We start from the raw sequence: 13,857 nt of genomic DNA, 5'->3' as shown, positions 1-13,857 counted from the left end.
CGCAGTTTACTCAGAGAGATAACGTTGTTCAAGATGTTGGCGGAAATAGTACGGATTCAGCTTTTCGCCAGTGGCCGTGACCAGCAATTTCTCTGTAGGGAAGCGGCTGCCGTGCTGCCAGATGTTCTGCTGTAACCAGTCAAACACCGGCTGCAACTCGCCGTTAAGAATCAGGTCGTCCACTTGCGGGATAGCACGCTTCACGGCCTGGAACAGCTGTGCTGCATACATGGCGCCCAGAGTATAAGTCGGGAAGTAGCCAAAGGCACCGTCGGTCCAGTGAATGTCCTGCATACAACCGTCGCGATAATTTCCCCGCGTATCAATACCCAGCGACTGCTGCATCTTCTCATCCCACAGCGCAGGGATATCGTCGACTTCAATTTCACCTTCAATCAACGCGCGTTCAATTTCATAACGCAGAATGACGTGTGCGGGATAGCTCAGCTCATCGGCATCAACACGAATAAAGCCAGGCTTCACACGCTGCGTCTGACGAATAAAGTTATCCAGTCCTAAAGCGGGCTGATCGCCCATCAGGGCGACAACTTGCGGATGGATATGCTGCAGGAACGTTTTGCTGCGCCCCAGTTGCATCTCCATAAACAGACTTTGGGATTCATGGATTGCGGTGGATCGCGCAAGGGCCACTGGCTGCCCACGCCAGTGCTGCGGCAGATTCTGCTCGTAGCGAGCGTGGCCCGTTTCATGGATCACCCCCATCATCGCGCTGAGGAAATCATTCTCGTTGTAACGGGTGGTAATGCGCACATCTTCTGGCACACCGCCGCAGAACGGATGAGCACTGACGTCAAGCCGGCCGTGATTGAAATCAAAACCGAGGGTTTTCATCAGGCTCAGGCCCAGCTGCTTCTGCGCTTCGATAGCAAAAGGCCCAACGGGGGCTTCGATGGCGCTTTGCTGCTGTTTAGCTACGGCACGCTGCAACAGTTCAGGCAACCAGCTTTTCAGGTCGCCAAAGGTTTGGTCGAGCTGCGCACTGGTCATGCCAGGTTCGAACACATCCAACAGTGCGTCGTAACGGGAAACGCCCAACGCGTCAGCACGCAATTGTGCCTCTTCGCGGCTGAGCTTCACTACCTCTTTCAGGTTGGTTGAGAAACCTTTCCAGTCATTGGCTGGACGCTGTTGACGCCAGGCATGTTCACAACGAGAACCCGCTAACGATTTGGCTTCCACCAGCGAGGCAGGAAGCAAGGTTGCCTGCTGCCAAGCGCGTTGCATTTCACTGAGATTTGCTTGCTCGACGTCGTTTAAAGACTCTTGCTGCGCGGCATCAAACAAACCGCCGAGGCGCTTATCGGTCAACAGTTCATGCATAAACACGCTTAGTTCGGCCATGGCTTCACCACGCGCCTGGCTGCCGCCTGGAGGCATCGTGGTTTGCATGTCCACGCCCGCAATAGCACCAAGATGGCCGAAGCGAGAGAGACGCTGGAAAGTACGACTAAGCTGCTGATAAGCGGATGTCACGATAAAAGCTCCTTATGACGGTAAACGTGGCGAAAGGTCTCGCAAGGGTAGATCAACCGGCCAGCAGAAGCGAACGCACGCCCCGCCTAACGGGCTGCTCTCAATAGTGACGTGCCCCTGCAGTGCCTGCGCGATGGAATGCACAATGGCCAGCCCCAAACCGCAGCCGCCTGTGGCTCGGTCGCGGCTGGGATCGAGACGAACAAAAGGCTCGAAGACGCGCTCGCGCTCTTCCTGAGGAATGCCAGGACCATCATCTTCGACCTGCAAGTTGCCGATGGCACCATCAAACCACAGGCTGACCCGCAATCGCTGTTGCGCATAGCGCAGCGCATTGTTGACCAGGTTGTCCAGCACACGCTCCATCAAGCGGGTGTCAGCGGAACCCACGTTCTCCAGTTGAGGGATATCCAGCGCAATTTGCGCTTGAGGATTCATGGTTTGCACATCATCAATGTGGAGGCGCAACCATTGGGCGAGATCAAACGACTGGAGATTCAGGTCAACGCGGGGGCGGTCAAGCCTTGCGTAAGTTAACAACTCTTCAATCAGGCTCTCTAACTGGCCCACATCGCGATTAAGCGCGGCTGATTCGGTTTCACTCAGATTGTCACTCATTTCTAACCGGTAGCGCAGACGCACAAGCGGGGTCCGTAATTCGTGGGCGATACCGTCTATCAACTGCTTCTTGCTGGCCACCAGCGTATTGATGTTGTCTGCCATCTGGTTAAATGCGACCCCCAGGCTGTGCAGACTGGACGTGCTTTCGAAATGCGTACGCACATCCAGTTCACCACGACCAAAACGTTGCGCTGCCTTTTCGAGACGCTGCATCTCCTGCCAGTGCGGTCGTAACCAAATAAAGACTGGCAATGCCAGCGACATACCAATAAAGGCCAGCAGCGCAATATCGAGGATACGCATCTGGTGGAGGTAGAACAGGTAAGGAATCGGCCCCACTGACAAAACATAGTGGCTGCGCGGAATGTGCTGCAGGAAAGTGTACTGATCATCCTGCGCGACAATCTCTCCTGCACGCAGGCGTCTCATGTCCGCCTCATCCAGCTGATATTTGCTCATCGGCTCGATATGCAGTTCAAAAGACAAATCAAGATCGAGATTGCGGATTGTCTTGTTCCAGTCTCGCGGTGGGATCTCGCGCAGTTCGCTACGCATCAAGAACAGCGAGCTGGCCATCAGATCGTTCATTGACTGACGTCCAGCGCGTTCTGCGGTGAATTTGTACACCAGCCCCACCAGCAACGTCATCACCAGAAAACAGACAAACAGCAGCAGATAGAACTGAATGAAGAGCTTTCTCATGCGGAGCGGGTATCCCAAGCCTGAGGTGCGAACAGATAACCTTTATTTCGAATCGTTTTAATGCGGAAGGGCTCGGTGGCACTGTCGTACAGCTTTTTACGCAGGCGAGAAATCGCTACATCAATGCTGCGATCCATGCCGTCATAGCTCACGCCACGCAGCGTCTTCAGCAACGCGTCACGATTTAGGATCTGGCCGGCATGCGTTGCCAGTTCCCACAGCAGATCGAAATCCGCGGTGGAGAGGGTGATATTCTCATCGAACAGCGTCACCTGGCGATTCAGTGAATCAATGGTGAGTGAACCAAAGCGTAAAACCCGCTGCGAGCTTTGCACCGCTGGCGCGACTTCGGGCTGGACACCCTGAGCCTGGCGAAGATGCAGGCGTAAACGCGCTAATAAAACCGCGGGAGGTGTCGTTTTTAGGATGTAATCATTAGCCCCCATTTCTAGCGCCAGAATATGGTTCATGTCGCTGTCGAGTGAGGTCAGTAACACGATCGGCCCTTGCCAGTGCGCGCGCAGGTCGCGGCACACCGTCATGCCATCTTTGCCTGGCAACATAATATCCAGCAGGACCAGATCGGGATCGGCTTCAAGGATGGTGGCTTCAGCGCGGTCTCCGCGCGTTTCAACAATCACTTCAATATCGTGGCGGCCAAGATAAGCGGCGATTAATTCACCCACTTCTGGCTCATCTTCCACATAGACAATTCTGTTCATATTTCTCTGCAAGTGATGAGAATGACAGCAGCATAACTTTTCCTGGACCTGAGCTCTACGTTATCGCACGAAATATCCCTGCCTGACTGGTATGTTTACGGTGAAATGTGCCATTATTAGCGGCGCGTTGTAGCGCAAGGTTCGGAACCGTAATGAAAACCAGGAGGAGTGCGAGGGTGTCTGATAAAGAGCTGGCTTCAGCCAGATACAGTGACCGCATCTGCTTCAATTACAGCGATTTTCTCTCCGCATCCTGCAAAAAACGCTGGAGTTTTGTTGACGCCATTTACGGTGTCATGCCGATTTTTGGCATGGTGACGCGTAAATCTGCCCAAGGCCTGGCTGCTAGCGACGAACACCTGAAAGAATTAGCATTACAAATCATTTCTACTCAAGTCAGCGATGAAATTAACATCGCGCGCCTGATCACCTTGGCTGAACAACAACACATCAGTCGCTTTGATATTCAGCTGCCTTATCCTCTGTCAGCCGAGCAACTTGACGCCATTCATCAGGAATACCGTAAAGCGCTCAACCTGACACAGCAGGATGACCTGCTGTGTGTTTCAATTCCGGTTCAACCCCACTAATTATTGCGTAAGCTGCCACATGGCGGGCAGTGACGCAGCAATCAGCAAGACAATCGCGATGCGTTCCAGCTGTGACAGTAATGTCTCGCTTCGGCCGCCGCGTCGCGCATAGAGAAACAACAATAAGCCCGGCGCGTACAACACCACGGAAAGCAGCAAGTGCAGCGGGCCAGAGGCATAAAGCAACCAGATGCCGTAGGCACTGGCACCGATGCCCGTCAACATCGCCAGCGGTTTATTTTGCCCGCGTACCACTTTGATCAAATACAAACCCACCAGCAGATAAGGCACCAGAATCATCTCTGATGCGATGGTCAGCAAGGTATTGTAATCTGCGCCCGTCAAAGCAATAAGGATCAGACACACCTGAACGCTTCCGTTGGTGAGCCATAATGAAGCCGCAGGCGAGTTGTGGCGATTCTGACGTGCAATGCTGCGCGGGAAAGCCCCTTGTTGTGCCGCGAGAAACGGCACTTCGGCGGCCATGATGGTCCAACTGAGGTACGCGCCGCACACGGAAATGATCAAGCCGACCGCGATGACCGCGTCACCCCAATGCCCGAGCAAATGTTTCATCAAGCCCGCCATGGAGGGATTGCGCATTTGTGCCAGTTCCGCGCGGGGCACAACGCCCAATGCAAGTAATGTCACCAGCAGATACACCAACAATGCCGCGATGACCGCCATCATGGTCGCGCGTCCTACATCTTTCTTATGACGCGCACGCGCAGAAACCACTACCGCGCCTTCAACACCAATAAACACCCACAAGGTGATCAGCATAGTTTGTTTCACTTGCTGCCACAGGGGCTGACCTAATGCCAGGCCGCTGAAATCGAACGCAAAGCGGTCAAAATTGAATGCCACCAGTGCCAATACGACAAACAGTAGCAACGGGACTAATTTTCCCAGTGTGGCTAACAGATTGATACTGGCGGCGGTTTGTACGCCGCGCAGTACCAGACAATGCACCAGCCATAACAATACCGAGGCTCCCAGCATCGCCTGCCAGGTATTGCCATCGCCAAACACCACATGATCGGGGGTATCAGTGAAGAAACTCAGCGCGGAGAAAACGATGACCAGATAGGAGACGTTAGCGATGACCGCACACAACCAGTAACCCCATGCAGAACAAAACCCAACCAGTTCGCCAAAGCCTGCGCGAGCATAGGTGAAGATGCCGCCATCCAGTTCGGGCTTTAAGCGCGTCAAAAGCAGCATTGCCAGCGACAGAAAAATGATACCCACACCGGTAATCAGCCAGCCAAGCAGCAAGGCGGCCGGACCGGCAACGGCAGCCATATTTTGTGGCAGGCTAAACACGCCTGCACCGAGCATTGAGCTAAGCACCAACGCCGTGAGCGCACCAAGACCTAATTTTTTATCCAAAACGCCATTCCTGAACAGCAGACTATGCTGGGTAGTGACTATTCCGTTGGAGTGTAACGCGGTGTTTGGCCGAGTTTAAAACGGAATGCCCTGAAAATAGGCGAAGGATTTTACGGAGAGCGAATGGGGAAGGCAATGCAGGTTTATGCAGATTTGTGCAGAGATTATGCAAACAGATGAGCGGGGCGACGCATATCGCCCCGCATCACTATTACTTGAACAGGTCGGCAGTCACGGTCAGGTTACCGCCGCTCTGGCTCGACCACTGGCGGGTGATGTGATAATACTTCGCGCCTTTATCTGCAGCGCGTTTGGCAACGGCTTCAGACACTTCTGTCGGTGTGCCGAAGTGATCAGAGAAAGTCACCGTATCAAACGGCTGCATTTGTGCGGCCGTGATGGCGTTAACTTCCTGCACACTACGACCATCGGCCAGTTTCACCGTGTAACGCTGCCCGGTAGAACTTTGCGTTTCAAAGAAGCGACCTACGCTACGGCTTGGTGTATCGGAAGAGGCAACACCCGGAATGGCCACTTTTTTCGCTTCCGCACCGCCAGCCGCCAGAGCCGCTTTACCTGCTTCTGAATCTGCTGGGATGGAGTCGGAGACGTTTTGTACCTTACGTTCAGGCGCATCAGCTTTGTAAACATAAGCAGTAATGTATTGGTTACCGCCGTTGTTGGCATCAACCTGACGCACAATAAAGAAGGATGCAGCACCTTTGTCTTTAGCCTGTTTGGCAATCGCATCATTCACGTCTGGCTGGCTTGAGAAGAAACCGCTGACAGAGACGGTATCGAATGGCTCTAAACGATACGCTTCTGCTTTAGGCAGCTCTTTAACACCATTGAACATGCGATATTGGGTGGTGTCATCCGCTTTGGGTGCATTGGCTTTATACAGGTCTGCCGTTACGCGCCAGTTACCACCATTGCCGTTGGTGTCATTGATGCCCTGAACATAGAAAGAGTCAGCGCCTTTTTCATCGGCTGCTTTTGAGATGGCATCAGTGGCATCACCAATGGCATTAAAACGACCGCTGATATTAATACGTTCGAATGGCTTCAACGCGGCCGCTTGTTCTGGCGTCAACTCTTTGGCGGCAAATGCATTTGCTGCCAACAGGGATAACAAGGTGGTCGCCAGAATGGTGTTCTTCAGCTTCATAAAAATGATCCTTCGCCTTACGCAAAATGAGTACGAAAACGTGCTGGACTCTTGATGTATAACAGATTAGCCGCTGATTATTGCATGTAACAATCAGCCTGTCTCAGCCAATTTATGCGCATAAGATTGACAATCACCGCAAATTATTCATCGAGATGTCATTTGGTTATGTTATGGCGATTTTTTAATCGGGTTACCACTTATTGTGGTAACACATAGTGCCATAATAGTTAACATATTGTTAATTATAGGTTTTTGAAAACACTTAATTCGACATGACACGATTTTGCGCAGCAGAATATTTTTTATTACGACGTAAAACTAGTGGCAAAACGTGGCATTCAATCTTTGCATCTGAATATTTGTGTGAATGTCATAAGTGTGCGTTATCGCTGTGGATCACTTTTCACATTTTCAGTAGGTTATAAAGACTTTGTTACATTGCGCATTTTGCTCATAAAAGGCTGAAACGCTGTTTCAGTCTTGTGAGCTTGTGCCACTTACAGAACCTCATCCTTTAATTGTAGAAAGGAAACAGTATGTTAATTGGGATACCCAAAGAACGGTTAGCCAACGAGTCGCGCGTCGCAGCTACGCCCAAGACCGTTGAGCAGCTGATCAAGCTGGGATTCAGCGTGACTGTCGAGCAGGGCGCAGGAATTCGTGCCAGCTTTGATGATGAAAGTTTTATCGCCGCCGGTGCCACTATCAGCACCACCGAAAGTGTCTGGCAGTCTGACATTGTGTTGAAAGTGAATGCGCCAGACGATCAGGAGATCGAACTGACGCGCGCGGGCAGCACGCTGGTGAGCTTTATTTGGCCAGCGCAAAATCCTGCGCTGCTGGAAAAACTGGCAGCACGCCAAGTTACCGTGATGGCTATGGACTCCGTACCGCGTATTTCCCGTGCCCAGGCACTGGATGCGCTGAGTTCAATGGCAAACATCGCGGGTTACCGTGCCATCGTTGAAGCGGCGCATGAATTCGGTCGCTTCTTTACCGGTCAAATCACGGCGGCAGGTAAAGTACCACCCGCCAAAGTGATGATCATCGGTGCGGGCGTGGCGGGTCTGGCGGCAATCGGTGCAGCTGGCAGCCTTGGGGCTATCGTTCGTGCGTTCGATACCCGTCCAGAAGTGAAAGAACAGGTGCAGAGTATGGGCGCCGAGTTCCTGGAGCTGGACTTCGAAGAGGAAGCGGGTAGTGGTGATGGCTATGCCAAAGTGATGTCAGAAGCCTTTATTAAGGCCGAGATGGAACTGTTTGCGGCACAGGCTAAAGAAGTCGATATCATCGTGACTACCGCGTTGATCCCAGGCAAACCGGCACCGAAGCTGATCACTGCTGAAATGGTTGCCAGCATGAAGCCAGGCAGCGTGATTGTCGATCTGGCGGCGGCCACCGGCGGCAACTGCGATCTCACGGTAGCCGATCAGGTGACTTTAACCAGCAACGGTGTGAAGATCATTGGTTATACCGATCTGCCTAGCCGTCTGCCAACACAGTCCTCTCAGCTGTACGGCACCAATCTGGTAAACCTGCTGAAACTGCTGTGCAAAGAGAAGAACGGCGAAATCACCGTCGACTTCGAAGACGTTGTGGTACGTGGCGTTACCGTGATTCGTGACGGCGAAGTCACCTGGCCGGCACCGCCGATTCAGGTTTCAGCTGCACCGAAAACGGCGCAAGCGGCCATTCAGCCAAAAGCCAAAGTGGAAGCCAAACCGGTTTCTCCATGGCGCAAATATCTGCTGATCGCGCTGGCCGTGGTGCTGTTTGCCTGCCTCGCCAATGTGGCACCGCCTGAGTTCCTGTCCCACTTTACCGTTTTCGCGCTCTCCTGCGTCGTCGGCTACTACGTGGTATGGAACGTCAGCCATGCATTGCATACGCCGTTGATGTCCGTCACTAATGCCATTTCCGGCATTATTGTGGTGGGTGCGGTGCTGCAAATGGGCCACGGCGGTTGGGTGACTTTCCTTGCCTTCGTCGCTGTTCTGATTGCCAGCATCAATATCTTCGGTGGATTCACCGTCACCCAGCGCATGCTGAAAATGTTTCGTAAGAATTAAGGGGTAACAACATGTCTGGCGGATTAGTGACTGCAGCATACATTGTTGCCGCGATTCTCTTTATTTTCAGCCTGGCCGGCCTCTCAAAACACGAGACGTCCAAGCAGGGTAACATCTTTGGTGTCAGCGGCATGGCGATTGCGCTGCTGGCGACCGTCTTCGGACCTAACAGCGGCAACGTTGCGTGGATCCTGTTAGCGATGGTGATCGGGGGTGCGATTGGCGTCCGTCTGGCGAAGAAAGTCGAAATGACTGAAATGCCAGAGCTGGTGGCGATTTTGCACAGCTTTGTGGGTCTGGCTGCCGTTCTGGTGGGCTTTAACAGCTATCTCGATCATGCACCAGGTCTGGCTCCGGTGATGGAAAACATCCATCTGACCGAAGTGTTCCTTGGCATCTTCATCGGTGCGGTGACCTTTACCGGTTCCATCGTGGCGTTTGGCAAACTGCGCGGCAAGATCTCTTCTAAAGCGCTGATGCTGCCGCATCGTCACAAAATGAACCTGGCGGCCTTGGTGGTCTCCTTCCTGCTGATGCTGTGGTTCGTACAGACTGACAGCACGGGTTCACAAGTGGTTGCCTTACTGCTGATGACCGTCATTGCCTTAGTATTCGGCTGGCACCTGGTCGCCTCAATTGGTGGTGCAGATATGCCAGTTGTGGTCTCGATGCTGAACTCCTACTCCGGTTGGGCAGCAGCGGCAGCGGGCTTTATGCTGAGCAATGACTTGCTGATCGTGACCGGTGCGCTGGTGGGTTCTTCAGGTGCGATTCTGTCTTACATCATGTGTAAGGCGATGAACCGTTCGTTCATTAGCGTTATCGCCGGCGGTTTCGGCACTGACGTGAGCGTAGGCGGTGAAAGTGAAGAAGAGGGTGAACATCGTGAAATCACGGCGGAAGACACCGCAGAGCTGCTGAAAGGTTCTTCTTCTGTGATCATCACACCAGGCTATGGCATGGCCGTTGCCCAGGCACAGTATCCGGTCGCGGAAATTACCGAGAAACTGCGTGCTCGCGGTATTAAAGTCCGCTTTGGTATTCACCCAGTTGCGGGTCGTTTACCGGGTCACATGAACGTGTTGCTGGCGGAAGCGAAAGTGCCTTATGACGTGGTGCTGGAGATGGACGAGATCAACGATGACTTTAGCGACACGGACACTGTCCTGGTGATCGGTGCCAACGACACGGTTAACCCGGCAGCTCAGGAAGATCCGCGTAGCCCAATCGCTGGAATGCCAGTGTTGGAAGTGTGGAAAGCGCAAAACGTTATCGTGTTCAAACGTTCCATGAACACCGGTTACGCAGGTGTACAGAACCCACTGTTCTTCAAAGACAACACACAAATGTTGTTTGGTGATGCGAAGGCCAGCGTTGAAGGGATTCTGCGCGCCCTGTAATTGAGCGCACAGGTAAAAAGAAGGGCGACCCTAAGTGGTCGCCCTTGTTGTTTTTAGTCGTCTTCGTCTTCTTCGTCGTCGTAATCGATCGGCGATTTGAAGTCATCGGGTTTGATAGCCAGTAAATCACAGCGCAGATGGTCGATCACCTGCTCCGCGGTATTGCCTAAAAAGGCGGCTGAGAGTCCGGTGCGGCCAATCGTCCCCAGTACGACAATACCGGCTTCCAGATGTGAAGCGATATCCGGGATCACCTCCTCCGGCAAACCTTTCGCCACGTGGGTAAACTCTTCACCGATGGAGAATTTCTGTCGCAGCGCTTTCATCGCCACCAGATGCTGGCCGCGAATGGCATCGTTGTAGACGCTGGGATCAAAGTCAGGCAGTTCAATCGCAATATTGATGGGCGTAATGGGATAAGCACCGACCAAATGGACTTCGGTGTGATTGACCATATCGGCCAGCAGAACCGTTTCACGAATCAGCTTCTGATTCAGCTCATCATGATGGGGTTCTTCACTCGCCAGATTCACCGCCACCACCGCTTTACCGCCTTCCGGCCAGGGTTGGTCTTTTACCATCCAGACCGGTGACGGACATTTGCGCAACAAATGCCAGTCAGTAGGCGTGAAGATTACAGCCTCCAAGCGGTCGTGCTGATGGGCCATCTTTAAGACCAGATCGTGCTGGTGTGCCAGGACTTCCTGAATAATCGCTTCATAGGGGCGGTTGTGCCAGACCACTTTAATTTCAATATCGACCCCGGCCTCAATGTACGCATGGGCCTGCTGGCGGATCCATTCGGTACGCTGGCTAATGACACCTTTGCGCATGTTAGAGCGCTCATCCGGTGACAATAAGGTGGTCATTTCATAGGAGAAATCATAGATAGGCAGGAAAGCTTTGATTTTTCCGCCGATACGTTGGTTCAGATACACTGCACGACGCAGCGCGGGTTGGTCATCCTGCTGGGCGTCAATCGCAACCAGAATATTTTGGTACCGGGACATAAGGCAATCTCCTCAAACCAAAGCAAGTTGGATTAAAGATAGCCTAAGTTTGCGCAGGGCAGAAGGGGAAAAGTTGTTGCCGGATCAATTAAATAACAATTATTGACCCGGCACTAAATCACGCTGCTTGTTCAGTCTGACCAGCCAGTTCTGCCAGCAGTGCATGGTTCTCGATAGTGATATATTTGCCTTTCACCGCCAGCATGCCGCTTTTCTGGAAGCGACCCAGCAGACGACTGATGGTTTCTACGGTTAGTCCCAAATAGTTACCAATGTCGCCACGCGTCATCGTCAGGCGGAATTCACGCTGGGAGAACCCACGTTGACCAAAACGACGTGACAGGTTCCATACAAAGGCCGCCAGGCGTTCTTCCGCATTCTTTTTCGATAGCAGTAGGATCATATCCTGGTCGCCTTTAATCTCGCCGCTCATCAGACGCATCATCTGTTGGCGCAGGGCAGGCATTTTACCGGAAAGGTCGTCGAGGGTTTCGAAAGGAATTTCACACACCATGGCCGTTTCCAGCGCTTGGGCGAAGCTGGGATGATGCGCACCCACAATGGCATCGAAGCCCACTAAGTCACCCGCCAGGTGGAAGCCGGTAATCTGCTCGTCACCCTGTTCAGTGATGGTATAGCTCTTGATGGTGCCGGAACGAATGGCATAAAGTGATTTCAATTCATCACCGGCTTTGAACAGCGTCTGGCCTTTCTGAATGGGCTTTTTGCGCTCAATGATATTATCCAGCTGATCCAGCTCGTGCTCGTTCAGCGTGAAGGGAATACACAATTGGCTAATGCTGCAATCCTGACAATGGATGGCACAACCGCCTGACTGAATACGTCGAATGCTGCGTTTTTCCGGGATCATAGGGGTTCGCTCGATGATTATTGACTGCCGTCAATTTTAACATTTTTATTTGTTAAGGGAACTCATCCGAGCAGTAATTATCATCAATCCCTTACAAACGTCAGGTATTTCAGTATTTGCGCGTTGCTCAAGATACCAAGTTTATTGATCTGGCACGTTTTCTTTACATGTTTACATCTGTTCACAGTAGGCTACAGCGCAAAAAGTGACAGATGTGATAGCAAAAATCCTTTGCTACTATTTTGTCTTTGAGCGGCTTTTTGCGTTCAATAAACCACCAGGCGCGAGAAAAAACCATGAACCTTGACGATGAAGACCTTTTCCGGGATGCCATGGGCGATGTGACACCATTGAAAGATTGCGCCAATACCCAGTGGTTGCGTGCGCCCTCCACCAAAGAACCACGTACTGTGCAGCGGGAAGATGAAGAGGAGAATTTCCTGACACGGGGTTTTCTTGACATCATTCCGCTTAATACCCCGCTGGAATATAAAACTGATGGCATGCAGCAAGGCGTCGTGGAGAAATTACGGCTGGGAAAATATCCGCTGGACGCCAGTCTGAATTTGCTGCGACAGCCGGTAGAAACCTGCCGCCAATCGCTGTTCAGCTTTATGTTGCAAGCGAGAAAGCAGGGGCTGCGCAATCTGCTCATTATTCATGGCAAAGGGCGTGATGATGAGTCGCATGCGAATATCGTGCGCAGCTATCTGTCGCGCTGGCTGCAGGAGTTTGAAGAAGTGCAAAGCTTCTGTGTGGCGCAACCGCAGCACGGAGGGGCAGGTGCGCTGTACGTCGGTTTGCGTAAAACCGACCAAGCGCGGCTGGAGAATCGTGAACGTCACGCCAAGCGCAGCCGCTAGCTAGGTGTGAAATTTACGAATGGTCGCCATCAAAACTTCAGTACTCAGATTGAGGCTTTTACCGCTGCGCGTAATGATACCTACGGGCTCACCTGGACCGGGTGAATTTATCGGTAAGGCCGCCACGGCATTGTGGTTCAAATCCTCTTTTATGGCGCCAGAGGGCACAAACCAGACGTAGTCATAACGCAATGCGAGTTGGCGAGCCAGTGATGTTGAGGACGTTTCTACACAGTTTGCCGGAAGTGAACAACCTTGTTCATCCAGCATATGTTGCGCGATGCGGCGAGGCGCGGTGCCTTCAGGTGAAATGACCACTGGCCACTGCATGGCGCGAGATAACGTGACATTGTCACTGAGTAGGGGGTGTTCCGGGCGGACCACTAACTTGAGTGATTCCAGGAACAGTAACTCGTAGGTTAACCCAGCCATCATCTCGCTGTCTGCCATACGTCCGATGCCAATATCAAATTCCCCTGCGCGCAGGCCCGCGAGCAAAACGTTGTTATGCAGTGTGGCAACCTGAACCGTGGTATTGGGCTGCTGCTCATGGAAGCGATCAAGAATCTGCGGCAGCATGCCCATTGCTGCGGTCGTCAGGGCGCCAAGACGAATGATCACCGGGCGGCCGGGTTGCGGTGTATTAAAGCTCTGTCCTGCATGGTTAAGTGCATCCAGCACCTTTACTGCATGGACCAGAAATTGTTCACCTAACGTGGTCAGTTGCGCGCCAAGACGCCCACGCTCAAAAAGCCGCGCGCCAGCAAGCTCCTCTAGCTCATTTAAGGTCTTCGAAAGCGCAGGTTGGCTGAGGTTTAAGGTCTCAGCCGCGCGCCCAAGCGTCCCTTGCTGTGCAACGGCGACGAAGGTATGTAAGTGGCGCAAGCGAATGCGCTGATTGAAAAGGTTATTTTTATCCATAACCTTTAACATAATGAGTTTTGCTGGCTAG

General features: G+C 52.5%; 12 protein-coding genes. 4 read left to right on the top strand and 8 right to left on the bottom strand.

What is annotated here, in order from left to right; translation table 11 throughout:
* Window positions 1-6: 6 nt before the first annotated feature.
* The 3 genes from F3J38_RS10545 to rstA are packed head-to-tail and all read right to left on the bottom strand — an operon-like array spanning window position 7 to window position 3,539.
* A complete protein-coding gene (locus F3J38_RS10545; protein ID WP_167138111.1) occupies window positions 7-1,494 on the bottom strand; it encodes a carboxypeptidase M32 in 1,488 nt (495 codons plus the stop codon).
* 12 nt (window positions 1,495-1,506) lie between these two features.
* Window positions 1,507-2,817 (bottom strand): two-component system sensor histidine kinase RstB, encoded by a 1,311-nt coding sequence (rstB, locus tag F3J38_RS10540; RefSeq protein ID WP_167138107.1) that lies wholly within the window; start codon window positions 2,815-2,817, stop codon window positions 1,507-1,509.
* Window positions 2,814-3,539, bottom strand: coding sequence for a two-component system response regulator RstA (gene rstA, locus F3J38_RS10535; RefSeq protein WP_084934203.1), 726 nt, complete (start codon window positions 3,537-3,539; stop codon window positions 2,814-2,816). Before rstA ends, rstB begins: the two co-directional genes overlap by 4 nt.
* A 176-nt stretch (window positions 3,540-3,715) precedes the next feature.
* Between rstA and F3J38_RS10530 the strand changes: the two genes are divergently transcribed.
* On the top strand, window positions 3,716-4,129 hold the full coding sequence (locus F3J38_RS10530) for a hypothetical protein (RefSeq protein ID WP_167138104.1): 414 nt from the start codon (window positions 3,716-3,718) through the stop codon (window positions 4,127-4,129).
* Here F3J38_RS10530 and F3J38_RS10525 read toward each other — a convergent pair whose 3' ends face one another.
* Both F3J38_RS10525 and ydgH read right to left on the bottom strand, forming a co-directional pair.
* Window positions 4,130-5,521, bottom strand: a complete 1,392-nt coding sequence (locus tag F3J38_RS10525) for an amino acid permease (RefSeq protein ID WP_167138101.1) — start codon at window positions 5,519-5,521, stop codon at window positions 4,130-4,132.
* Between the two features lie 211 nt (window positions 5,522-5,732).
* Complete coding sequence (gene ydgH, locus F3J38_RS10520; protein ID WP_045814202.1) at window positions 5,733-6,689, bottom strand: DUF1471 family protein YdgH; 957 nt, start codon at window positions 6,687-6,689, stop codon at window positions 5,733-5,735.
* Window positions 6,690-7,228: 539 nt separating this feature from the next.
* Here ydgH and pntA point away from each other — a divergent pair.
* Window positions 7,229-8,761 carry a Re/Si-specific NAD(P)(+) transhydrogenase subunit alpha gene (pntA, locus tag F3J38_RS10515; protein WP_167138098.1) on the top strand — a complete coding sequence of 511 codons (1,533 nt, stop codon included), beginning with the start codon at window positions 7,229-7,231 and terminating at the stop codon, window positions 8,759-8,761.
* Between the two features lie 11 nt (window positions 8,762-8,772).
* The gene (pntB, locus tag F3J38_RS10510) at window positions 8,773-10,161 is read left to right on the top strand and encodes a Re/Si-specific NAD(P)(+) transhydrogenase subunit beta (protein WP_167138095.1); all 1,389 of its coding nucleotides are present in this window, start codon (window positions 8,773-8,775) and stop codon (window positions 10,159-10,161) included.
* A 53-nt stretch (window positions 10,162-10,214) separates the two neighbouring features.
* Here the strand turns inward: pntB and uspE are convergent, their stop codons facing one another.
* Window positions 10,215-11,171, bottom strand: coding sequence for a universal stress protein UspE (gene uspE, locus F3J38_RS10505; RefSeq protein WP_167138092.1), 957 nt, complete (start codon window positions 11,169-11,171; stop codon window positions 10,215-10,217).
* Window positions 11,172-11,289: 118 nt separating this feature from the next.
* A complete protein-coding gene (gene fnr, locus F3J38_RS10500; RefSeq protein WP_034830913.1) occupies window positions 11,290-12,042 on the bottom strand; it encodes a fumarate/nitrate reduction transcriptional regulator Fnr in 753 nt (250 codons plus the stop codon).
* Window positions 12,043-12,338: 296 nt separating this feature from the next.
* Between fnr and smrA the strand changes: the two genes are divergently transcribed.
* Window positions 12,339-12,905, top strand: coding sequence for a DNA endonuclease SmrA (gene smrA / locus F3J38_RS10495; protein ID WP_167138089.1), 567 nt, complete (start codon window positions 12,339-12,341; stop codon window positions 12,903-12,905).
* Here the strand turns inward: smrA and F3J38_RS10490 are convergent, their stop codons facing one another.
* A complete protein-coding gene (locus tag F3J38_RS10490; protein ID WP_167138849.1) occupies window positions 12,906-13,826 on the bottom strand; it encodes a LysR substrate-binding domain-containing protein in 921 nt (306 codons plus the stop codon).
* Window positions 13,827-13,857 lie beyond the last annotated feature (31 nt).

Source organism: Candidatus Pantoea formicae (genome assembly GCF_011752625.1).
Lineage (GTDB): Bacteria > Pseudomonadota > Gammaproteobacteria > Enterobacterales > Enterobacteriaceae > Pantoea > Pantoea formicae.
The sequence above is the reverse complement of the archived record's forward strand: the minus strand, read 5'-3'. Positions and strand labels throughout refer to the sequence as shown.